This is a genomic window from Paenibacillus sp. CR_12, from assembly GCF_041953985.1.
Lineage (GTDB): Bacteria > Bacillota > Bacilli > Paenibacillales > Paenibacillaceae > Paenibacillus_AQ > Paenibacillus_AQ lautus_A.
The window spans coordinates 635,368-658,154 of the sequence record NZ_JAVFHO010000001.1 but is presented as its reverse complement, the minus strand read 5'-3'; the positions used below and the strand labels follow the sequence as shown (position 1 = coordinate 658,154).

Here is a 22,787-nt window from a genome sequence, read left to right as displayed (position 1 = left end):
ACTGAAGTCCTGTTCAGTATAACATCCCTACGGGAAATGAGCATTGACCCCGCGAATGAGATTGGAACCCCGACCTAAGTCTAGTAAAGCTTGGGAATACACTGCAGACTATGCATTTAAACAAAAAAAAGCCGCAAAGATTGCGACTTTTTCTTTAATCAAGTACTATCCCAATGCCACATCCAGAATCATCATCAGTACGAAACCGAACATCAAACTCATCGAAGCCAAATCCTTGTTGCCTTTTTCCTGTGAGCTTGGAATCACCTCTTCGGCTACGACAAAGATCATCGCTCCGGCCGCAAAGCTCAAGGCATAAGGCAGCATGGGTTCAATGAAGGCTACGGCGACCGCGCCTATCACCGCGGCGATAGGTTCGACCATTCCTGAAAACTGTCCATAAAAAAAGCTTCTTTTCCGCGACATTCCGTCACCGCGGAGCGGCATCGAGACCGCTACGCCCTCCGGGAAGTTCTGAATGCCGATACCTAGGGCCAGCGTCAAAGCTCCCACCAGAGATGCCTCCGTTCCCCCGTTCGCAAGAGCCCCAAATGCGATCCCCACCGCTAATCCTTCCGGAATGTTGTGCAGCGTGATGGCCAGAACCAGCAAGGTGCTTCTTTTCCTCACTCTCGGATTATATCCCTCCGCTCCTCCCATCGGAGAATTGGGGTGAAGATGGGGTAGAATCTTATCGATTCCCCATATGAATACTCCGCCTAATAAAAATCCGAACGCAGCCGGAAACCAGTTCCCGATCGGATTGCCTTCCGACAGTTCGATGGCCGGTGCCAATAATGACCAGTAGCTGGCCGCAATCATGACGCCACCGGCAAACCCCAACATACTATCCAGCAAGCGCTGGTTCAATGTTTTCGTAACAAAAACAAGAGCCGCACCTAACGCCGTCATCCCCCAGGTAAACAAGGTGGCCAGCAATGCTTGGATGATGGGATTGAAATTCATAAAAAAGTCTACCATGGAACAAAGAACTCCTTCGATGAAATTAATATGATACTGATACTATTTCCTAATGCGAGCCCTACATGCATTTGTCGGTGATCCGATAAATCGATCTAGAGAATATGTACCCGCACGTTTCCATTCCGATGCATTTCAATGCAAATAATTATATATCATAAATTTCATAAAGTTGATAGATTGTTTTTCCGTGGCACCGGATCGGACCTGCCGTTTCCCCAGAACGCTCACCTTTAGGTAAGTACCTGTAAGAAAAGTGCATACTTACATCAAACCGGCGAGCCCTTTATACTCTAGAACATACATCATATCCAAGGAGGAATCATCTTTTGAAAACTCTCGTTATCGTAACGCATCCGAACATAGAAACTTCGATCATCAATAAGCGCTGGGTAGAAGAACTCCGGCAATACCCGGATAAGTATACCGTTCACGAATTGCACAAAGCGTATCCGAACGGAATCATAGACGTGGAAAAAGAGCAGCAGCTCATAGAATCGCATCAAATTTTAGTTTTGCAATTCCCCGTTTATTGGTTTAGCTGCCCGCCGCTCCTAAAAAAATGGCTGGATGATGTTTTGACTTATGGTTGGGCTTATGGTTCGAATGGAGGCGATAAACTAAAGAAACGCAAGGTCGCATTAGCCGTATCCGCCGGCATTAAAGAGGAAGATTATCGGGAAAACGGAAGGTACCGCCACACCCTGGGGCAGCTGCTGGCTCCATTGGAGACAACGTTCTTATACTGCGATGCCGATTATCGTTCGTTCTATGCTTTCTATGGGCAGGAGAAGGAACCTGGCGGAAACGCGCCCGACATGGAGCCGTGGCCGCCCCAAAGCACATTGGATATAAGCGCCCGGCAGTATTTGAAGTTCTTAGACAACCTATGATGAGTTGCTGCAACAAAGTAAAAAAGAAGTATTTCCTGCTGTAGGAAATACTTCTTTAGTTACATCGGCCGTCGTCAAGCTTCACGCTGTACACCTTCCGGAGCGCTCAAACTGTTCTTCTCTCCCCATTCGCACATCATGTGTAATACAGGTATGAGAGAAAGTCCGCGTTCGGATAAAGTGTATTCCACTTTCGGGGGAACCTGGGGATATTCCGTCCGAACGATAAGATCATCCGTTTCCAGCTCCTTTAACATGATGCTAAGCGTTTTAAAGGATATGGAGCCGATGCTTCGTTTCAGCTCGTTATGCCGCATGATCTTTTTTTCTGACAGCCAGTACAGGATGATCATTTTATACTTGCCGCCGATTAAGGACAGTGTATATCCAAAGCCGGTGTCTTGGGGTTTCACGCCGGTCGGTACACAGGTTTCGCTTTCCCGCATAAGCCACACTCTCCTTCCGATCTGTTTCCAAAGCTCGATATTAGGATCATTTTATCACAAATACGATCCTGGAAACTCAGGAGAATCCCTTCCGGCATGAGAATCAACCAGCCCAGACGTCTTTTACATATTGTCCTGTCGATTCCAAACCCGACAGCCAGGCAGCAGCATCTTCAGCATTCACGCCATGGCGCTCCTGATAGGATTGAATCAGCGTTTGTTCCACCTCCGGAGCCATCCGGGAGCCGTCGCCGCAAATGTACATTTGCGCTCCGCCCTCAAGCAGCGACAGCAATAACATTCCGTCTTGTTTCATCAAATGCTGAACATAGCATTTCTCCGCTCCTCTTACCCTCGAGAAAGCCGTATGCAACGTGACCAGCCCCTCCTGCTCTGCCCGCTCAAACTCCTCGCGATACAGGAAGTCCTGCTCCGGATTCCGGCAGCCGAAGTACAGATGCGCGGCGCCCAGCTCTTTACCTGCCTCCCGAAGCGCTTGTCTCGCTTGGATAAATCCCCTGAACGGTGCAACGCCCGTGCCTGGTCCGATCATGATCATAGGCGTCGCTGGATCCTCCGGCAGCGCAAAACCCGACTCGGGAGACCGTATAAACATCAAGACCTCCGCGCCCGTTTCCAATTCGGCCAAATAGTTCGAAGCAATGCCCCGGTATTCTCCCTTGCCGCTCCATGCCCGGTCCCGAACGACGCTAACCGTGACGCTTGCCGTATTCCGGCTAACTTTCGGTGAGCTGGAAATCGAATAATATCTCGGCTTCAATGGCGGCAGAAGCTCAAGAAACCGTTCAAACGGCAGTTCGCAGGCTTCATACCGCTCCAGCAGGTCGAGCATGGTGATCCGTTTGGTCCGAACTTCGGCCTGATAGCTCGCTTCCTCTATCAGTTCTTGGAGCTCTTTGGCATGCGGCGGACATACCGTGCTAGCGGCCATTTCCCGTATCTGCGCCCTTGTAGCCGGTTCCTGCAGTTCCACGCTGCGGGACAGCAGATCGTCAAGGCGGACAGGTATGCCGGTCGGCAAATGCGCGCCGCTTCTTCCTTCTGCAGACAAAATAAGATGGGAGCCCGCGTTCAGTTTGAATCTTCGAAGTACTCGCTGAACCAATGTCTTTGGATTGACCGGAAGGACCCCCAGATGATCGCCTTCACGGTATTCCGTTCCCGGCGGGAGCGAGATTTCGATATGCTGCGTGATCCTTCCGCTGCCCTCATGCTGCAGATTGCGGCTAAATACGATACGCCCTGTCACGGCGCGATAGGTTTCCGTCAACGGAACGGCGGCCGCACCCTGGACGAACTGAACGGACAAGGCGCTGCGTTTCTGTCCATGGACCGCCGTAACCGGAAATCCGAGCGCTTGCATCAAATCCGGCCATAAATGCTCCGTCCACTCATCGACTTCCCGCTCAAAATCGCCGCTTGCATCACTTTCGCCGCGCTGGATCAAACGCTGGCCCCCTTTGAGTGCAAGCTGCTCGTCGATGAAGCGGGGAATGCGCTGATACGTGCTTGCCCAGTTATGGTCTCCGCACCCGAATACCGCGTAACGAACGCCCTCAATTTCGGATTCGTTCGCGTTCTCGAGCCATTCCGTGAAAGCCTTGGCATTGGAAGGCGGTTGTCCGTTGTACGATGCAGTAACGATGACTACAACGCCTTCCTTCGGAAGTTTTCCTGCATATTCGTCCAGTGTGCCCACCTGGCTGTCGAACCCTTGATGCTTCGCAGCATCCGCCACCTCTCTGGCAATTCCCTCAGCCGTGCCCAGATTGGAACCGTACAATGCAAGCAGCGGCGTATGATGGGCAAATGCCGCCGAAGGATCGGACTTGGCATCATCCCGCTTCTTCGATTCGAGCGAAGCAACTTGACCGCCACCCGGTACCAGAAGAGCCGTCCCGCCTTGACGGCTTCGAACCTGAATACGGAACCCTTCCGGCTTCAGAGTGAGTGTTTCCTTTACTTTCAGCTCATACGGCTGGTTATCGATCAGTTCGAAATATTTGAGAACCAAACCAAGGACCAGGGTTGCTTCCTGCAGCGCAAACTGCTGACCGATGCAGGCGCGTTGGCCGTTACCAAACGGTTTGTATGCGTCATGCGGCACCTGGCTCGGATCCTCGAAACGTTCGGGTCTGAACGTTTCCGCATCGTCCCCCCAAACCCGCGAGTCCCGATGGAGCCCTGGGATCAGGACGGTCACGCTGTCCCCTTTCTTCATGGGATAGGTTCCCCCGATCGCCGTATCTTCCTTTGCATACAAGGAGAAAGCAGGCGCCGTTGGCCATAAGCGCAGCGACTCGTTGAGTACCATGCGGACGTATTTGAGTTCCCTCACCTGGTTATAGGTCGGAACGGGATCTTTCAGTACGCGGTCCACTTCGCTGACCGCCTTAAACAAGGCTTCCGGATTTTTCATCAAATAATAAATGGCAAAGGACAACAAGCCGCTTGTCGTCTCATGTCCGGCGATCAGAAAGGTGATGATCTGGTAACGGATGTTCTCATGATCGAGAGACTCGCCTGTATCGGGATCGACGCCTTCCAGCATATGCGCGAGCAAATCCCCTTCTTCACCGCCGTGCTTTCTGCGATCTTGGATGAGCTCATCCACGAGGGAGAACATGAACTGGATATCCTCCTGAAACTGCCGTTTCTTTTTAATCATAAACATGTCCTGGATGCCCAGACGATGAAGCTGGTTCATGCCCTCATCCAGCGCCCGCACCATACTGTCGATAAATGGATGGTTGTCTTCGCGGTAGAAGCTGTTAAACCGGTAATTAAATCCGCAGAGGCCGATCGTATCCAGCGTCAAGCGCGTCATGTCGGCAGGAACGTCCACGGTTTCGTCCGGATTGAGCCGAGCCCATTTCTGGACCAGCTGCATGGCGATATCGACCATTTTCGTGTGGTAGCCTTGCATCGCGCGCTGGCTGAAGCTGGAGAGCAGAATGTTATGGGCTTTTTTCCAGTTTGGCTCCTGCGTGGCGCTCGTAAACAATCCATCCCCCGCGAATGGGCGGACATTCTGCAGCGGTGCCCAGATTCGTTTATCAAACCGCTTCTCGTCACAAGCATCCTTGACATATTCATGTCCCGAAACGTACAGTTCCTTGCGTCCGCCTGGATATTGAAATTGAAAGATCGGTCCGAGCTCGGAGGCAACTTTCACAAGCGATTGGACCGGTGCGGCGGAATCCAGCAGCGGCAGATTGCCGAGCGGACCGTAGGTTTTAGGCTGAGGCACTTCCTTGGTTTGTGTCATGCGATCTCCCTCCATCATCCCTGTCATCTCTTTGTATTTGCCCATTTTCGGGCAGAATAATTCTCGTTACAGAACCAATTGACCATTTTCGTAATATGGTCATTTTCATGTAAAAAAGGAGGATTCGACGCGGCATCGTTTGTTTTCACTTACAATGGCTGCCTGATCCTGCCTTTACCCTATCATGATATGGATATCCGCACATCTGCCGGAGGTCCGTAATATCGTATAGGTCCGCTGTTATTCGTTTATTACTTTTCAACCAGGAAGTGACCCGTTATTACAACTTTTGGACTATGGCCATAACCCTACATGTAAGCTGACATTCACGGATCTATGTTAGTGGATTAATCCGTGTTCCTCATTTTACTTGCTTTAGAGATACGATATGATTAATGCCTATTTTTCCTGCTCTCTTTGGGGGAATCGTGGTCCGTTTGTATTCCTTAAAACCCATCTTTTCGTAGAGTCTCATCGCTGGTACATTCGTATCGGCTACCTCTTCTATTAAAAACTCACGGTATGGAGCAGCTTCAAGAATATGGCCTATGATCAGCGAGCCTACCCCTTGTCCTCGATATTCCGCGGCCGTCCCCACAAACTCAATCGAACACTTCATCGGAGACGGATTCGCAAGTGGCGATTCAAATTCCTTTTTCAAAAACATGTGCGCAAGGCTGCCCTTATATAATCCCAAATGCTTCCGCAGCTCTTTTTTGTTGAGTTTCACGGATAAAGAGGTGCCGTCCGAACATGCAGCCATTCCAGCCACTTTGTCGCCGGCAACGGCAATAAAAAATTGGTCCAGGTTAAACATGTGCGCAAAGGCCCTGGCGATTTGCTCCTTATCTTTAGAGAAATACCCAAGCCATTGCGAGAACCCATCTGCAAAAATACGGGACATTTGAACTCTTGCATCCATTTCTAATTGATCGGCTTTCCTAACTGTAAACATAGTCACTCTCCCTCCTTGAACAGGAATAATGTGAGTACGCTCGGTGATGGCATAACGAAGTTTTTTTTCATTATCACTTTCATATCAGCCAGGCCCTGCAATGCCGAATAAAACAACACAGCCATTTCATGGGCATCTCCAGGACGGAAATCGCCTGACTCCTGTCCCTTCTTAATAAGTGCGGCGGTAGAACGCAACAGCCGACCATTTACCTCTAAAACCTCAGCTTGTTTCCGATTGGCTCCATCACCGGAGAAAAACAGCTGATTCATGAGAATCAGCAAATTGGCAAGCTCTTCCCCATCCTGCATATCGTGATAAATTTCGTCAACAAACTTCGTCATGAGTTTTTTCGGCGAATCAGCGTCTTCGAAGGTTTGGATGATTTGGGTCAAGCCGTCAAGCGCAAATTCAACAAGTTCATTAAACAAGCTGTCTTTTGTTTTGTAATGCCGGTATAAAAGCCCGATGCTGATACCGGCTGCATCCGCTATGTCCTGCACATTCGTGGAGCCGAACCCTTTTTGAACAAAAAGCCGCATTCCGGCGGATTGTATTTTTTGTCTGGTTGCGTTACGCATTTCTTCGTATTGTTCCTTTGTACGTGGCAAGTTGCCCCTCCTTTTTATTGAGTGAGTTTTTACTCATTATAAAATGCTGATCTTGGATAATCAAGCCATAAACGATGAATTAGCAAATTGGCCCCCAAGAGCAGTAAATCAAACCGCATGATTTCAAGATGATAATCGAAACTAGCGTTTGCAGATTCGCAATATAATTAGTCGCAGTTTTTCATAGCATTAGAAACTTTTCTGTAAATGTTCACAGAATTTTCACTTACGAGGAGCTTTTCCCCGTCCCTATAATTACAAAGGTAACTAGAAAGGATGATGAAAGTGCCAACAACTAAGAAAGAAAATTTCTATTTCGGTATGATGATGTGTGTGGGGATGGTCATCATGATGACCACCTACAATCTGATCACGAACGGATTGATCGGAAACATATCGCTTGCAGCCGTACTCACGCAGTTTGTTCTGGGCTTTATGATTGCCTTCCTGCTGGAGCTGTTTGTTGTCGGCCCTGCAGCCAAAAAAATCGTATTTTCCATAACGCGCAACAAATCCAGCAAAATTATCATGATCGTGGCAATGGCCTTTTTTATGGTGATTGGGATGGTGACTTTTATGTCCATGTACGGTCTGGCGTCCTCTTACTTTGCCGACGGCCTGCCTGGTGAATCGCTGCTTGGAAGCTACTTCTCCATTTTCATTAAAAATTTTGTGTTTGCGCTGCCGCTTCAACTTCTCATTGTAGGCCCCATCGTACGGTTCCTGTTTGGCAAGCTGAAAGCCAACCGCATGAACGAATCCCTCACGACCGTCTAGAATGTCGGAGTCTTCGCCATACTCATCAATAAAAGCCGCGATATGATCGCGGCTTTTTGAAATCCAGTATTCATCTGCATGGAGGATATTTCTGCGATCCATTCCCGGCTCTGTTCAGCCGAAGCTTCAAACTTGAGCTTCTTCCATGGCTTTACGAACATCATAATCGCGGATATCGATATCCAGCGGCATGCGGAGCGCCAGCTTTGCCAGCTGATACCCTAGAAATGGCCCCATCGTTAGTCCGGACGCTCCCAGCCCGTTTGCCGTAATCAGCCCTTCCCACTCAGGAACTGGGCCGATGACGGGAAGAAAGCCGGGCGTAAATGGACGAAAACCGACTCGCACTTCCTGAAACGTGCTGTCCGCTAAATCAGGCGCCAATGCCAATCCTTTATTCAGGATTTCCTGCATGCCGCCAGGGGTCACCCTCGTATCGTAGTCCTTGATTTCATTTTCGTGAGTCGCCCCGATTACGATCCTTTGGTTATCGAAAGCGAGCAAATATTGATCCGAAGGCGGCATGATCACCGGCCAGTCTCCTGTATCTGGATGATCGGACACCTCTACATGCATGATTTGCGCTTTCTGATAGTGAACCCCAAAATGAATGCCTAAAGGCTGCAGCAGTTGTTTTGCCCAGGCGCCGGCACAGACGATGACTTCATCAGCCGAGTAGCGCTTGGATCCGACTTGGGCTCCAGTTACGCGGGTCGCCTGATACTGCAGCTCGGCATTCCCGTTTATTAGCTCGGCTCCGTGCCTTTGCGCTGATCGGATCAACGCATCTCGCAGCGCCCGACCATCGACACGGGCTGCACCGCTGATATGAACGGAATGATAGCCTTCCTGGAGCAAAGGAAACCGTTCACGGGTTTCTTCCTGATTCAGCCGTGTGATCTCGCCGATTTCCGGAGCATCCGCTTTTCTCGTATGCGCCCGCTCCTCCATCTTACTGATTTTGTTCACATCTTCATGAATGCTAAGAGCGCCGACTTGAGCGTAACCCGTGTCTGTCTCGCCCTCGCTGATAAGCTCGTTTATTAATTCAGGATAAAAGCGTGCGCCGGCTTTGGCCAATCGGTACCATGCCTGATTCCGCCTTTGCGACAGCCAGGGACATATAATTCCTGCCGCGGCATCGGTAGCCTGCCCTTGATCTTTACGGTCTATAACGAGGACTTCCGCTCCCATTTTGGCTAACTGATAAGCGGTCGATGCCCCCAGAATTCCAGACCCTATGACGATGACTTTCCTCATGTATGACATTCCCTTCCTCAAAGCACTGTATCCATTATAGCGAATATAGGGAGAAAGTATAACGCGCCGGCCATCTAGCCGTTTAGATCAGGCCGCTAATGCATAGTTCAGCAGGGATATTTCTTTCATACAAAAAAGCCGCCAAATAGGCGACTTTACATCCATATGATCTATGGTTGATCTGATGGAACGGTTCATCTTATTTTTCCATGACAGCAAAATAGTTGTCTTCCACATCCGCAAAATTGAAAACTCTGCCAGAAGGCAAATGTACCACTTCGCCGACCGTGATATTGTGGCTGGTTAAATGACGATGCAGCGCATCGAAATTTTCCGTGAACAACATTAAAGACGGTGTGCCCAAATGTAATTCTGGCGACATTTTGGCTACGAGTTCCTTATCATGCAGAATGATGCTTGTTTCTGCTTCCTTCGTTGGAGCGATTTCAATCCATCTCATTTCACCGTTGTTCTCTTCAGCGATTACTTCAAATCCCAGCATCTCAGTCCAAAACTTCACGGCTTGATCCTGATTGTATACATACACCATAATTTGACCAACTTTGCTAATCATCGATTCTACACTCCCTCGTATAAGTAAATTAAATGTTAAAACCAGCTTGCTTCTATGACTTCCTTGTCTCTTCAGATCATAACATGCCAGATGTAAGTATATTTCTTATCAATTGCGAATTCAGGTTAATTATTGGTTGAATTTCGTAATTTAGAAAATATAAAAAGAAGTGCCCGCAGAAGTTTTGACGGGCACTTCTTCACTTGCTCCAAAATTGGTAATCTAGTGAATTATTTAATAGGGATACTCACCTCAAGATCTTTCAAGTAATTTTTGACGGTCTCTCCATTCTTATCCAGTTTGAATTCGCCTGAAGCTGCATTGGGATCTTTGAATTCAGGTGTGAACGGCTTCATGAAAATAGATTTTGCGCTCGCATCCGGAGCCTCCAGAATGAAGTCGTAATAGAAATCACCGTTCTTGTTGTTCTCATCGGTGCCTCTTCCCGATATTCGCTCCAGTTCATTACCTTGATCATCAAAGAAATCATACAGGATCGTTGAATCATGTCCGCCCTTCAGAACGAACTGAATTCGGGTGGAGTGAGCTGTTGAATGAACCTGCTTTAGCGTCAAGCGGAGATCATCCATTTTTTTAATTATGTTAGGCAGAAGAACAACCGGTTTGTTCACCATTTTTTGAATAGGAATCTCCAATGTGAATGGTTTTTGAACACCTTCCAGATGTATTTTAGCCGTTAACTTGAACTCGTCAGGAAAAGCTTCAAGATTACCTCCAAGCAGGGAAGCATCGCTCATTATCATAATCGCATGATTCGCATCTGTACCCGGTGATGTGCTTACGCTTGGTCTTTTCGACAAATCCCCTCCCGCAAATTCGTGTATGGATTTACCGTCAATGAAGACGTCCATTTGGCGGATAGAACCTTTATCATGGATATATTCACCCATCTGCTCATCCCAATGGCCACCGGTTAAACTGCCGGAAAGTCCTTTACCGCTTCGCTGCAGTTCAACTTTAACATGGTTGCCGTCGTATAAAGATTTGGACACTCCAAGGGTAATCCCTTGTTGGGTATCGCTAACTACCTTGGATTCGTCTTGGACCATGCTGGACGCTTGAGGCTTTGTTGCCGTTATACTCGCCGCTTGAGCAGTTCCCCATACTGCTCCACCCAGAATCATACCTGTCAGTGCCACGGTACTCATTACTTTAAACATTGTTTTCATGTTTTTTTCTCTCCATTCGATTTCAATTTTTTATGTTCGTTCGCTATTTAACCAAAAGGCGAATCTCAATATCTTTCATGTATTGTTTGATGATGTTGCCTTTGCTGTCCAACTTATATTGACCGGAGGTGTCATCTTTCAGCTCAGGCTTAAAGGGCTTTATGGTCAATGAGTTCACATTTTTGCCCAGCCCATCAAGGAGGATATCATAATAGTAATCACCTTTTTTATTATTCTCGTCGGTCCCCCTGCCACTGATCATGTTAAGCTGTCTACCTTGATCATCCACAACATCAAAGGAAATCGAATTCTTGCCAGGACCTTTTAGGATGAGCTGTAATCTTGTCGAAGTAGTCGTAAGGGCAGCCTTGTTCAATGTCATGCTTAGACCATTCGATTTCTTGGTGACATTTGGCTTTAGAACGATCGGCTTACTTGAACCTTTTTTTATCGGAATATCCAACTTAAAGGGTTTGCTTACACCTTCAAGGGAAATTGTGGCATTGAGCTTAAATTTATCGGGAAAAGCCTTGATGTTTCCTCCAAGCTGTGAAGCGTCCGTCAAGGTAATGATCGCTGTGTTCGGATCAGCGCCTGATTGCCAGCTTAAACTTGGTTTTTGCGCCAGACTTCCGGTCTCATGGATTGATTTTCCTTCGATCAGGATGTTCATATTGCTGATGGAACCTTTCTCCATAATATATTCACCGGTCTTGCTATCCCGCTTCCCTTCCGTAATTCCACCAGTAAATCCTTTGCCACTCCGATTGATCGTAATGCTGACATGGTTCCCGTCGTATACTGCCTTGGTTACCCGAAGAGTGATTCCGGATTGTGTAACAGTTATGGCTGAAGCAGCAGCCATTATCTGCGCAGAATTGCCGCTGACACTAGCCTTGTCGGCGGCTGCGTCAGCATGACCCAAGACTGTTCCCCCAAGAAGCATCGCAGCGAGTGCTGCCGTAGACATGACTTTACATATTTTTTTCATAGGATCTCCTTGATATGTCTTTTTATATTTTTACCATTGAACGTCATAGAGCTTCTCCAAACCGAGATGATCCACTGGAATGGTAATCTCCAATTCCTTCAGGTACGTCTTGACTATTTCTCCGGTACTATCGACTTTGTACAAGCCGCTGTTAGCTACGGGATCTTGAAAGACGGGCAGGAATGGCTTGATCGTTATGGATTCTGGCGCATCCTCAAACCGATCAAACATCAACTCCAGCCGCTGTTGTTGTTGTCGATCATCCCGGTAAACTCCCTTCCCGGAAATCCGGCCGAGCTCTATCCCCCGATCATCCCAAACCTCGAACAGCAGATTATGCTCACCAAGCCCAAGCTCCCCTGACTTGTCCGTGCGTTCCAGATTCAAGATGAGATCTGTGGTGATTGGAGTGAACTTCAGCTGCTCCAGCGTAATTTGAAACCCGTTCCATTCTCTTGTTTCTCCAGACGAGACCGTAATTTGATCTGCATTTTTCCGAACAGGTACATTAAAGATATAAGAGGTATCAATTCCTTCAAGCGTAATTTTGGCCGTCAACTGGAATTGATCCGGCAAGGATTGATTATGATTTTCTGAATGTGAAAAGCCTATGAGTTCGTACAGTACGACGTTGGGATCCGAAGTCGGCTTGCCAATCAAACCCGGTTTATCGCTTAGGCCGGGGTCATGGATGGAGGTGCCGTCTATGAGCATCTCCACATCGGTTATGGCTCCTCTTTGAAATCTAAGCGTTGTATCCATGTCCTCCTGGATAACTTCAACATCCGATATCCCCCCGGTAAATCCTTCACCCTCCCGCTTCACCGCCAGGGACAAACGAGTCCCGTCATATACAACCTGCGGTATTCGAAGGGTCACACCTTGGTGCGTTACGCTAGCGTTCAGTTCAGCTGCCAAACCTCGCTCCCCCGCTGTTTGAAGCCCCAAATCATCGGCTAACCTGAAAATACTGCTGATCAGCGGAATTTTTTTAAGCGATTCTGCCATTACCGGTGATACGTAAGCACTGGTTATCAACGCAATCATGATCGCCGCGGCCGTAGTTGCTACCATTCTGCGTATCTTAGTGGAACGATGTTGCTGATTCGATCTCGTTGACATCGGAAGATCTGTCAGAGAAGCGTAAACCTCATCCTGATGGCGGCGAATCATATCCGGAACCTCGCTCCGTGGCCCCTTCCCTATCTCCCGCAGTTCTTTATCCAAGTCAAAAGGATTCATAGGCCAGCTCCCCCTTCCGATTTTGTTTTACCTGGTCAAACAATATTCCCCGCGCTCTGTGAAGACGCGCCCTTACAGCACCATCCGTAATATCAAGCACACTTGCGATTTCCTTAATGGGCAAATCCTGAAAATAGAACAAGTGTATAACGATTCGAAGCGATTCATCTAAGCGTTCTACCGCTTCACGAAGATCCAGCTTGTGGCTGTCTTCATAATAATCGGATGTTCGTATGCGCTCAGGCACTTCTGCCATGACTACGGTACGCTCTCTGCTTCGAAGCAGCTGATTGCATTCATTGATCAGAATCCGAATCACCCAGGTTTTAAAGTACTTTGGTTTTTGTAATGTAGATAAAGATTTATATGCTTTAAGTGTTGTCTCCTGAAAAGCATCCGCACAATCTTCATCGCGTTTTAGAATGGAATTCGCCAAGCCGTACAGTTCGGGTTCCAGCCTCCGGAAGAGCCGGATAAACGCTTCACGATCTCCTCGCTGCGCTCTCTTGACTTCATGTTCCGATTCTCGCACGATATTCATCTCCTTTTGAGGGCCCTCTATAAGATTAGATGGACGAGCATACCAAAATGTTATATTTATCGATAAAAAATTTGATGGATACCCGTTTGACACAAATTACGTTCATCGTTACTATTATAAATGACTTTTTGGTTTTCTTAAAAACCAATAAGTTCAAATCGTAAAATTTTTAAAAGAAAGTGGGTTCACCAACATGTCAGATCCATCTGCAATTGTCCGTAACACCTCAGAAGAAAGAGCTTTTGCTATTAAAGACATCCTTGCGCCATTGCTTGCCGTCATCATCGGCACCTTCATGGTCCTTTTGGACAGCACGGTCGTCAATGTCGCCGTACCTACGCTGGTTCAATATTTTGATAGCTCTCTGCATACCATTCAATGGTCGATCGCCGCATACACGCTTGCATTGTCCGCGGTCATCCCTCTCGCGGGATGGCTATCGGATAAATTTCAGCCCAAACGGGTGTTTCTCATATCGATCGGATTGTTTACGATAGGATCCGTGTTATGTGCTTTTGCCCAGACAGCCGAGCAGCTTATCGCCTTTCGTGTTATTCAAGGCATGGGTGGCGGCATGGTGTCGCCGATCGGAATGGCGATGGTATACCGTTTGGCACCTCCTGACAAAAGAGGTTCTATTATAGGGATGTTTGGAATTCCTTTACTGCTTGCCCCAGCGCTCGGTCCCGTATTATCCGGATGGCTGATTGAGTTTGTCAGCTGGCAATGGATATTTCTGATCAATCTCCCCATTGGCATGATCGGACTATTCGTGGGCATCAAACATCTGCCTTCCTTTTCAGAAAAAGAGGCTCCGTCTCTGGACATTGTCGGCATGCTTCTTGGGCCTGTAGCTTTTGCAATGATTACTTATGGAGTCAGTGAGGGAGGGGTAAGCTGGACTTCCGCCAAGACTTTATCCGGTCTGATCATTGGTGTGTTAGCACTTGTTCTTTTCATATGGTCTTGTTTGAGACAAGAACAGCCTTTGCTTGAGCTGCGTGCGTTCAGATCGACTGATTTTACACGTGGTATCATCATCTCCTGGATCATGCAGGCAGCGATGTTCGGTTCCGTGCTTCTATTCCCGCTGCTTCTTCAGCAGATTAGAGGTTTCACTCCGTTGACGACCGGGCTCATCCTGCTGCCGCAGGCAGTCGGTTCCATGATTTTTATGCCTATGGCCGGAAGGCTTTTTGATAAGGTGGGCGCACGTCCTCCGCTTGTGGCCGGAATGACGCTGATGACAGCGGCGTTGTTCACGATGTCTTTTGTTCGAACCGATACCCCTTTACTGCTGATCATGATCGTATTGTTCTTCATGGGCTCCGGCATGGGGTTATCGATGATGTCCCTGAATACGCATGTATTAAATGCAATCCCTAAGAACCTTGTAAGCCGGGTTACTCCGCTCACAAGTGCATCGCAGCAGGTCATCGCTTCGTTTGCCGTAGCCGGCTTCACGGGATATTTATCTTCCCGGATGACATCAAGCCTGCCGAATAACCCTGTTGGAACCAACCCTATGGATTCCCATGCTGCATCCTTTGCGGACACCTTTTTCCTGGCTGCCTGCATTGCTTGCACGGGACTGGTTCTCAGCTTATTTCTTAGAAAATCCAAACAAATAACCGATGTATCTTCGTTCCATTGAACAGCAGACATAGTAAGCCACAATAACCGTTACACATAGGAGGAACTTACTTGAGAATCGGAGAAATGGTTATCATACTATTCATTATCGCGCTGGCTATAATTACGATTTGGGGCCAAAAATCGAAGAAAAGCCCGCTGATTTACTCGTTAATCGCGCTATATATCGTTACGGTTGTGCAGATCATCGTTGAGGATTGCCGGTGGCAAATGATTCCTTGTTATGCGGCTTCCGTTATCCTAACGGTTTGCATCATTTTTAGAAAACCCAAAAAGAAACCGCGCAGTAAAAGCAGGAGAAGATGGATAGCCGGGTTGTGGACCACGGTATTGCTCCTATACGCTTCGGTCATGGTCGCACTGCCTCTCCTGCTCCCTGTATTCGCATTTAATCAACCTCAGGGAACCTATAGTGTGGGAACTGCGGTATACCACTTTATTGACAATCACCGGCCCGATGAGTATTCTGCCGAACCGACGGATCACCGCGAGCTGATGGTACAGTTATGGTATCCCTCCGAGCCCGAAACGGGGGAAGAAGCCGCACCCTATATCCGTAATGTAACAGCGATTACACAAGGTCTCGAACAGGCCTTGTCCTTCCCTGCCTGGACGTTAAGCCATTTGGGTCTCGTGGAGACCCATGCCTACAGCAATGCCCCGCTGTCTACCACGGAGCAGGAATATCCGATCTTGATCTTTTCACATGGCATGACAGGTTTCCGCAACCAGAATACCTTCCAGATTGAAGAGCTGGCCAGCCATGGATATATCGTGGTTGGAATCGACCATGTCTATGATGCGGCTGCAACCGTATACCCGGACGGCCGGGAGATTTTGATCAACAAGCACCAGCTTTCTGGTTTTGAAGCGCTTGACGAGCACATGACATTATGGACTCAGGATGTATCCTTTATTTTGAATCGGCTGGAACAAATGAATAGACAGGATGAACAGGAACGTTTTACCGGCCGTCTTGATCTGGAGCGAATCGGCATGTTCGGGCATTCTTACGGCGGTGCCGCTGCAGCCCAGATGCTGCTGAAGGATTCTCGTATCAAGGCTGCGATCAATATGGATGGAACCTTATATGGAGACCCCATGCCGAGCACGGGACTGAATAAGCCATACCTACAGATGAATGGAGAGAAAAGTATCGATAAGTCGATATTCGATAACTCGCTGGATCAAGCCATGGCGCAAAGCGGCCATACACGGGAGTATTACGAAGATTTTTGGGAGGAGACGGTAAGGCGTCGCATGAATGCTCTGCAGGGGGGCGGATACACGATGACGATACCGCATACTTCCCATATGAGTTATACGGATTTTCACCTGTTCTCTCCCCTGCTGCCTAACCCGGGAGAGGATCCAGAATCGGTTCATCGCATCATAAACGAGGTAAGCGTTGCTTTCTTTGACCAGCATCTCAAGGAAATACGGGAGAACGCAATGAATGAATTATCGAAGAAATATCCGGTTATTGAGCTCGTTCAAGATTGAGGCGCTGTTCTTGTGCCTGTGGATTAGCTCTGCAAAAAACGATATGATAGTGATCGAATCCGGTTTGTTTGTACATCGTTAAGGGGGCCGCGCTATGAGTTTGTTAAAAGAAAAAATATTGCAATCGGCTATTCGTTCCTTTGCCGAAAAAGGATACCAAGCGACTTCGATTCAAGATATCGCGGATGATTGCAGCATTGCTAAAGGCTCAATCTATAAATACTATGGTTCCAAAGAAGAGCTGTACATCCGTATTCTGGAGAAACGACAGCAAGATATGATTGATGCCGTAGAACAGATCCGCAAAAAAGGTTTATCCCGCAGGGAAACTTTTCTTGAGGAGATCGCTTATCAGTTCGATTTTTTCATCGAGCATGGATATTATATATCGCGTGATCATAACGAGCTCCCACCGGCGAACAGTGACAAGATCGGTACCGTCATCCATCAGCTTCAATTGAATATGTTTCGTTATTACCAAGATATTTTGCTCCGTCATTACGGGGATTTGATAGCGGAATGGAAATGGGATGCTACAGCCGTCTTTAACGGATTGATCCGCGAGTATACCTTTCATGTCTTGTTTGGATTCAAACCGCTCATCCAAAAGGAATTAGCTGTTTTCATTGCTGAGCGAATGGATGATCTTGTACTGGGATTGGAAAAACGTGATCCTCGTCCCCTGCTCACCGACGAACTCATGAAGGAATATTCGATGATTGATCTAGAAGCACTTACCCATACGCAAGAAATTCGAAGAACGGCGTTGATGGATACGATCGAGTCGATTATCCCCGATATGTCCACTACGAATTCTAGAAAAAATGACTTGTCTGAGGTAACGGCAATGCTGCGGGAAGAGTTCTCCGCAGAACGTCCTCGACCCTTTTTGATCCAAGCGCTGCTAAAGGATCTGTCTTCGGAGAACGAGCTGACTTTTTACACGAATCAGCTGCTCCAGTTGATTCGAGAAGGCAATTAAGGTAGAGTTCAATTGAAATCAAGCGAGACTGGGTTTTCTGTAAGATTACCTAGATGATATAACAATAAAATGTTAAAAAAGCTGCCGCTAATGAGCGGACAGCTTTTTTTGAAATTCACTATAAAAAAACATGGGCTAGCTAATCCATACTCCCGCTTCTTCCCGGGATAACCGCCTTGTTCTTTCTTATGCTTCTTGATTGCCTTCTAGCTCAACGATTTTCGTTGCGACATTTTCGCAAAATGCACGATCATGCTCCACGAACAGAATGGTCGGTGCATATTCCAGCAATAGCTCTTCAATTTGCATACGGGAAATAACGTCAATAAAATTTAGCGGTTCATCCCAAATATGCAAATGAGCCTGCTCACTAAGACTTTTGGCGATCAGGACCTTTTTCTTCTGTCCCCCGCTATAAGTCGAAATATCCTTTTCGAATTGGAGCCTCGAGAAATCGAGCTTCCGCAATATGGATTTAAACAGGCTCTCGTCAATTCCGCTGCTGGTGGCATAATCCGACAAACTGCCCCGAAGATGGGACGTGTCCTGGGATACGTAGGATATTTTCAGCTGACGATCCCTGCTGAGATGTCCCGTGTACTGCAGATCTTCTCCGCATATTAATTTCAGGATGCTGGATTTTCCTGATCCGTTTTTACCCGAAAGGGCAATTCGCTCCCCTTGTTCGATCGTGAAACTTACGTTCTCACACACCGTCTTGGAGCCATACGAGATGGATACATTCTCCAGCTCGGCCAGCTGCTTTTTGTGGTACTCGAGCTGGGAAATCGCAAGACTCTCGGAGCTCTCGATGTTTTTAAGGAGCTTCGATTTTTCTTCAATAGCGGATTGTTGCCGCTGCTCCAGGTTTTTGGAGCGTTTCATCATTTTGGCTGCCTTGTGGCCAATATAGCCTTTATCGACTTTGGAGCCGGAATTTCTGGTGCCGTTTTTCGTTTTTTCTACTTCATGCGACCAATTTCCCGTTCTTTTGGCAGAATCGGTTAACCGTTTAATGTCTTTCCTGAGTTTCTCGTCACTGGCGAGCTCAAATTGATCCTGTCGCTTTTTATTTTCCCACCATGCGGAGAAATTGCCCTTTTGAATCTCGATATTGGTTTTATTGATGGACAGGATGTGGTCGACACAGTCATCCAGGAATGCTCGATCGTGAGATACCAGAATGTACCCGCTTTTTTTGTTGAGATAGTCGCTGACCGATTTTCTCGCATGCATGTCAAGATGATTGGTCGGCTCGTCAATCAACAGGAAGCGGTTCTCTTTGGTAAAGAGCGCCGCCAACATCACTTTGGTTTGTTCTCCGTTCGACAATGATGCATAAGGCCGATACAGAACATCTTCCGATACCTTCAGCAAGCTAAGCTCGCGCACGATTTGCCAATGAACATACTCCGGATAAATCTCTTCGATTACATCCTGGGTAAGATATTCCTTGTGCTCGACATGGTAAGGAAAATAGTCGAAGCTCACGGCGGACGAAATATTCCCGCTGTATTCATACTTGCCCTGCAGCAGGTTCAAGAACGTGGTTTTCCCTCTGCCGTTTCTTCCGGTAAATCCCAATTTCCAATCGGTATCGATTTGAAAGCTCACATTCTCAAATATAGGATCATAACTGCTTTCATAAGCAAAGGTTAGGTTCGTTACATTAATTAATGACATTTTACTCATTCCTCTATGGCGATATTTCAGAACGAAAAAAGCGCGAATAACACCAGATCCCCGGTGCTATCCACGCTAACGTTAACCTAACTATACCATAAAGAAACCAAGCGATTGATCAAGTCATCGCTAAGCATGCCTGTATATGAATATAGAAGGATAAAGTTCCGGTATCTGATTGGTTATGATGTGAACCTTGTCTAGTGTTCCCCGTTTCGACAGGTTCACATAAACATCTACAACCTCTAATTCAGTCATCGCTTTATCCCTCCTCTGTATAATCACTCATTATAGTCCGAATATAAAAAAATTTAACATGAAAACCTCCCATTGGTCAACCTGCTCGGGAGTCTCACCATATCTAAATTCTGAACGAAGGCCATGGATCATATCCGACTTTCCGATCTTGCGCAAATAGCGGGTTGCTGTTAGGATAATTCGAGTGGCAGCTAGCTGCCTAATCATATGGATCGAAAAGCAGGTGACCGATTATGAATTTGTTAAAAGAATTTAAAACCTTCGCACTCAAGGGTAATGTGCTGGATTTGGCCATTGGGGTGATCATAGGGGCAGCCTTCGGCAAGATTGTATCCTCGCTCGTGAGCGATATCATTATGCCGGTGATTGGCTTGCTTCTTGGCGGTGTGGATTTGTCAGGGCTGAAGGCTACCATCGGGGACGCAACGCTGACTTACGGAGTCTTCCTTCAAACCGTCGTGGACTTCCTGATCGTCTCCTTCTCGATATTCATGTTCATCCGCACGCTCAACCGCTTCAAACGCAAAGAAGAGACCAAAGCCGAAGAACCGCCGGCTCCGTCGAAGGAAGAAGTTTTGTTGGCTGAGATTCGCGATTTGCTGAAACAGCAAAACCAGGCCTCCGAAAAATAAAACAGGATTCCACTAGAACGTGTTTTCAAGATGAAAACACGTTCTTTTTTTTGATCCACTACGGATAACATGGCGATCCCGACCTTATATGATATTGACAGATCCGAAGCGCTAGAATTATAATTCATACTAACCCTACTAATATAGTATGTTTTAAAAAACGGCAATTAACCGTCCAACCTTGGGCTGCCCGGAAAAGGAGAGATTCCACATGCCAAATGTTCAAACGTTTAAAGCTACCGCTCAATTGCAAGAAGGGGTAAAAGTCATAACGAAAGCAAGACAATTCGAGCTGGTCATCGATGAGCCTCAAAGTCTCGGCGGTTCGGATACCGGAATGAATCCCGTCGAAGCCTTGCTTGCTTCCTTGGGTGCATGCCAATCGATCGTGGCCCGCGTTTATGCGCCGAAATTCGATGTAGTGCTCGAGGATTTCAGGGTAGACGTCGAAGGCGACTTGGATCTGGACGGATTTTTTAACCGCTCCGAGGTACGCCCCGGATACTCCGACATTCGATATACGTTTTACATCAAGACACCATCGTCCGCCGATAAGGTGGAGTCGTTCGTGGCATTCCTGGAGAGTAAGTGCCCTGTGGGCGATACGATTGCTGCGCCGGTGAATCTTAAGCTGAATCGCATCGTCATCGAAAACTGAACTCATGTACATAGAGGGATGCAAGACTTGCACACAGCAGTCCTGCATCCCTCTTTTATCTTATGCTTAAGAACTTGAGTCTATGCTGGGCTCTACCTTCCAAATCTACAATCGCGCCATCTGACCACCTTTGATCTCAAAAGGCTCGCCTTCTACGCTAATCCACACGTTTAAGGCACTGGGGTTATGGATCATTCGGCTATCTGCCGAGAAACGAAGTTGGTCCAAGGCACTGCAGTATGCATAGATCTCGGCATTCGTGGCATACCAGATATCATTCCGCCCGCCGATCATGTCCCCGAATCGATCCACGAGATCCCAATTCCGGTCGTTCTCGAACTCGTAACTGTGGCCCCACACGTACAGTATAGCCATCCTGGAGAAAATCTGCTGCATATCCACGAACTTCTCCGCGTATTCCACCATTTCTTTATGATGACAAGTCGGATGCCAACGAAGCCAATCATCGGGCTTATGAAACGAGCCATGGCTGTTTACCGTGCGAGCGTATTCCATGCCGACATATCTTAAAAGGCCGATCACTTGTTCACTGTAAGTGCCGAACGGATAACTCATTCCCTTAATGGGGTAATGAACCAAAGCTTCTAACGCTTTCCGGTCCTCTACGACCTGCTCCACCACTTGTTCGGTAGGTATTTGCTCCAGGAAGGGATGATCCACGGTATGCGCGGATACCTCATGCCCCCGGTACAAGGATGCCACCTCCGAAGGGTCGATGTATCCGTCTTTGCCAAGCGTTCCGCTGTTCAAATGAAACGTGCCCCGTATTCCGTACTCATTCAGCTTCTTGACCAATTTCCGATCATATTCGCGGCCATCATCAAAGCTAAGCGTCAGTGCCTTCTTGGTTCCATTCGGAAAACGGTCATATTGTATGCGCATTCAATTTCCTCCCATTTAAGATATTGACTCGCATCATATCCTATTAAGTTTCATTATACGATGATTGTCACCTGGGATACATCTATTATTTCCTGTTTACGGCATATAGGAAGCGAACATAGCCGATCTCTGCCGCATTTTTCATCAGCTCGACATTAAGCCAGGCCGCCAGCTTATGAAAGGGTTGATCCGTGAAAGGCCACCGGGTTCGTTCCGTCGAAAGAAAAGCATCGTCCGTCAACGCCGCCGCTTCACGTTCCCACCGCAGTCTCAAATCGTTAATCCGCTCTCTGGCCTCTTGAACGCTCCCAGCAGAATGGATATCGTTGCGGGTCATCGTCCCGTTGCCAAACGAATGGTTCAGCACCATCGTCCACCAGTAGGTGATATGCCATGTCAGCCAGGTTATGCTGGGCGGGCCGATGTCGTACTCCTCGGATTCCGGCCATTCCGCGCGCCAGATTCCGGATTCGCGATAAACATGAAGCCCCTTCGAGGCAGGCCGCCAAAAAAACTCCTCGTCTTCAAGGCCCGTGAGATGCAAATCAAGCATCTGCCAAGCGATTTGGAACTGGAAATCAAGGGTGTTTCGAAGGATACAAGGCGGGTTAGCCGTATTTTTGTCCTGCATATTACATTCCTCCGTTATCGTTTAAAAAAATAGACGTTATTAATATTCGTCTATCAATTTAAGGATATAATAAGCGATTGTTTATCACCAGTCAATCCATAGATGAACATCAGCAAACAAAAAAGCCGCAAGGA

At 47.5% G+C, this 22,787-nt stretch carries 21 protein-coding genes; 7 read left to right on the top strand and 14 right to left on the bottom strand.

Features of this window, described 5'->3' with window-relative positions; translation table 11 throughout:
- Positions 1–165: 165 nt before the first annotated feature.
- On the bottom strand, positions 166–981 hold the full coding sequence (locus tag RB297_RS02985) for a ZIP family metal transporter (protein WP_015735029.1): 816 nt from the start codon (positions 979–981) through the stop codon (positions 166–168).
- 329 nt (positions 982–1,310) lie between these two features.
- Here RB297_RS02985 and RB297_RS02980 point away from each other — a divergent pair, with 329 nt between their 5' ends.
- On the top strand, positions 1,311–1,874 hold the full coding sequence (locus RB297_RS02980) for an NAD(P)H-dependent oxidoreductase (RefSeq protein ID WP_375119683.1): 564 nt from the start codon (positions 1,311–1,313) through the stop codon (positions 1,872–1,874).
- Between the two features lie 74 nt (positions 1,875–1,948).
- Here RB297_RS02980 and RB297_RS02975 read toward each other — a convergent pair whose 3' ends face one another.
- The 4 genes from RB297_RS02975 to RB297_RS02960 form a co-directional block, all read right to left on the bottom strand.
- Positions 1,949–2,320, bottom strand: a complete 372-nt coding sequence (locus RB297_RS02975; RefSeq protein ID WP_096775632.1) for a winged helix-turn-helix transcriptional regulator — start codon at positions 2,318–2,320, stop codon at positions 1,949–1,951.
- 103 nt (positions 2,321–2,423) lie between these two features.
- Positions 2,424–5,609, bottom strand: coding sequence for a bifunctional cytochrome P450/NADPH--P450 reductase (locus tag RB297_RS02970; protein WP_375119682.1), 3,186 nt, complete (start codon positions 5,607–5,609; stop codon positions 2,424–2,426).
- Positions 5,610–5,970: 361 nt separating this feature from the next.
- Positions 5,971–6,564: a GNAT family N-acetyltransferase gene (locus RB297_RS02965; RefSeq protein ID WP_375119681.1), complete on the bottom strand. Its 594-nt coding sequence runs from the start codon at positions 6,562–6,564 to the stop codon at positions 5,971–5,973.
- Between the two features lie 2 nt (positions 6,565–6,566).
- Positions 6,567–7,175, bottom strand: coding sequence for a TetR/AcrR family transcriptional regulator (locus RB297_RS02960; protein WP_375119680.1), 609 nt, complete (start codon positions 7,173–7,175; stop codon positions 6,567–6,569).
- A 285-nt stretch (positions 7,176–7,460) separates the two neighbouring features.
- On the opposite strand from RB297_RS02960, the gene RB297_RS02955 reads away from it, so the two are divergent.
- Entirely contained in the window at positions 7,461–7,952 is a 492-nt protein-coding gene (locus RB297_RS02955; protein WP_096775644.1) for a DUF2798 domain-containing protein, read from the top strand.
- Between the two features lie 126 nt (positions 7,953–8,078).
- Here RB297_RS02955 and RB297_RS02950 read toward each other — a convergent pair whose 3' ends face one another.
- The 6 genes from RB297_RS02950 to RB297_RS02925 form a co-directional block, all read right to left on the bottom strand.
- Complete coding sequence (locus RB297_RS02950; protein WP_375119679.1) at positions 8,079–9,212, bottom strand: NAD(P)/FAD-dependent oxidoreductase; 1,134 nt, start codon at positions 9,210–9,212, stop codon at positions 8,079–8,081.
- A 199-nt stretch (positions 9,213–9,411) separates the two neighbouring features.
- Positions 9,412–9,786, bottom strand: a complete 375-nt coding sequence (locus RB297_RS02945; protein WP_375119678.1) for a VOC family protein — start codon at positions 9,784–9,786, stop codon at positions 9,412–9,414.
- Positions 9,787–10,016: 230 nt separating this feature from the next.
- Positions 10,017–10,976 (bottom strand): DUF5643 domain-containing protein, encoded by a 960-nt coding sequence (locus tag RB297_RS02940; RefSeq protein WP_375119677.1) that lies wholly within the window; start codon positions 10,974–10,976, stop codon positions 10,017–10,019.
- A 43-nt stretch (positions 10,977–11,019) separates the two neighbouring features.
- Positions 11,020–11,967, bottom strand: coding sequence for a DUF5643 domain-containing protein (locus RB297_RS02935; protein WP_375119676.1), 948 nt, complete (start codon positions 11,965–11,967; stop codon positions 11,020–11,022).
- A 30-nt stretch (positions 11,968–11,997) separates the two neighbouring features.
- The gene (locus tag RB297_RS02930) at positions 11,998–13,209 is read right to left on the bottom strand and encodes a DUF4179 domain-containing protein (RefSeq protein WP_375119675.1); all 1,212 of its coding nucleotides are present in this window, start codon (positions 13,207–13,209) and stop codon (positions 11,998–12,000) included.
- The gene (locus tag RB297_RS02925) at positions 13,196–13,741 is read right to left on the bottom strand and encodes a sigma-70 family RNA polymerase sigma factor (RefSeq protein ID WP_375119674.1); all 546 of its coding nucleotides are present in this window, start codon (positions 13,739–13,741) and stop codon (positions 13,196–13,198) included. The genes RB297_RS02930 and RB297_RS02925 overlap by 14 nt, the downstream gene beginning before the upstream one ends.
- A gap of 202 nt (positions 13,742–13,943) precedes the next feature.
- Here RB297_RS02925 and RB297_RS02920 point away from each other — a divergent pair, with 202 nt between their 5' ends.
- From RB297_RS02920 to RB297_RS02910, 3 genes are all read left to right on the top strand, one after another.
- Positions 13,944–15,404 carry an MDR family MFS transporter gene (locus RB297_RS02920; protein WP_375119673.1) on the top strand — a complete coding sequence of 487 codons (1,461 nt, stop codon included), beginning with the start codon at positions 13,944–13,946 and terminating at the stop codon, positions 15,402–15,404.
- A 50-nt stretch (positions 15,405–15,454) separates the two neighbouring features.
- Positions 15,455–16,906, top strand: coding sequence for an alpha/beta hydrolase family protein (locus tag RB297_RS02915; protein ID WP_375119672.1), 1,452 nt, complete (start codon positions 15,455–15,457; stop codon positions 16,904–16,906).
- Positions 16,907–17,000: 94 nt separating this feature from the next.
- Positions 17,001–17,888: a TetR/AcrR family transcriptional regulator gene (locus RB297_RS02910; RefSeq protein WP_096775619.1), complete on the top strand. Its 888-nt coding sequence runs from the start codon at positions 17,001–17,003 to the stop codon at positions 17,886–17,888.
- Between the two features lie 186 nt (positions 17,889–18,074).
- Here RB297_RS02910 and RB297_RS02905 read toward each other — a convergent pair whose 3' ends face one another.
- A complete protein-coding gene (locus tag RB297_RS02905; RefSeq protein WP_375119671.1) occupies positions 18,075–19,571 on the bottom strand; it encodes an Lsa family ABC-F type ribosomal protection protein in 1,497 nt (498 codons plus the stop codon).
- 491 nt (positions 19,572–20,062) lie between these two features.
- Between RB297_RS02905 and mscL the strand changes: the two genes are divergently transcribed.
- Together mscL and RB297_RS02895 are read left to right on the top strand one after the other, a co-directional pair.
- The gene (gene mscL / locus RB297_RS02900) at positions 20,063–20,461 is read left to right on the top strand and encodes a large conductance mechanosensitive channel protein MscL (RefSeq protein WP_015735016.1); all 399 of its coding nucleotides are present in this window, start codon (positions 20,063–20,065) and stop codon (positions 20,459–20,461) included.
- Between the two features lie 211 nt (positions 20,462–20,672).
- Positions 20,673–21,119, top strand: a complete 447-nt coding sequence (locus tag RB297_RS02895) for an OsmC family protein (protein ID WP_375119670.1) — start codon at positions 20,673–20,675, stop codon at positions 21,117–21,119.
- 105 nt (positions 21,120–21,224) lie between these two features.
- On the opposite strand, the gene RB297_RS02890 is transcribed toward RB297_RS02895, so the two are convergent.
- Positions 21,225–22,022 (bottom strand): polysaccharide deacetylase family protein, encoded by a 798-nt coding sequence (locus RB297_RS02890; protein ID WP_277748801.1) that lies wholly within the window; start codon positions 22,020–22,022, stop codon positions 21,225–21,227.
- Positions 22,023–22,107: 85 nt separating this feature from the next.
- A complete protein-coding gene (locus tag RB297_RS02885) occupies positions 22,108–22,653 on the bottom strand; it encodes a DinB family protein (RefSeq protein ID WP_375119669.1) in 546 nt (181 codons plus the stop codon).
- Between the last annotated feature and the right edge of the window lie 134 nt (positions 22,654–22,787).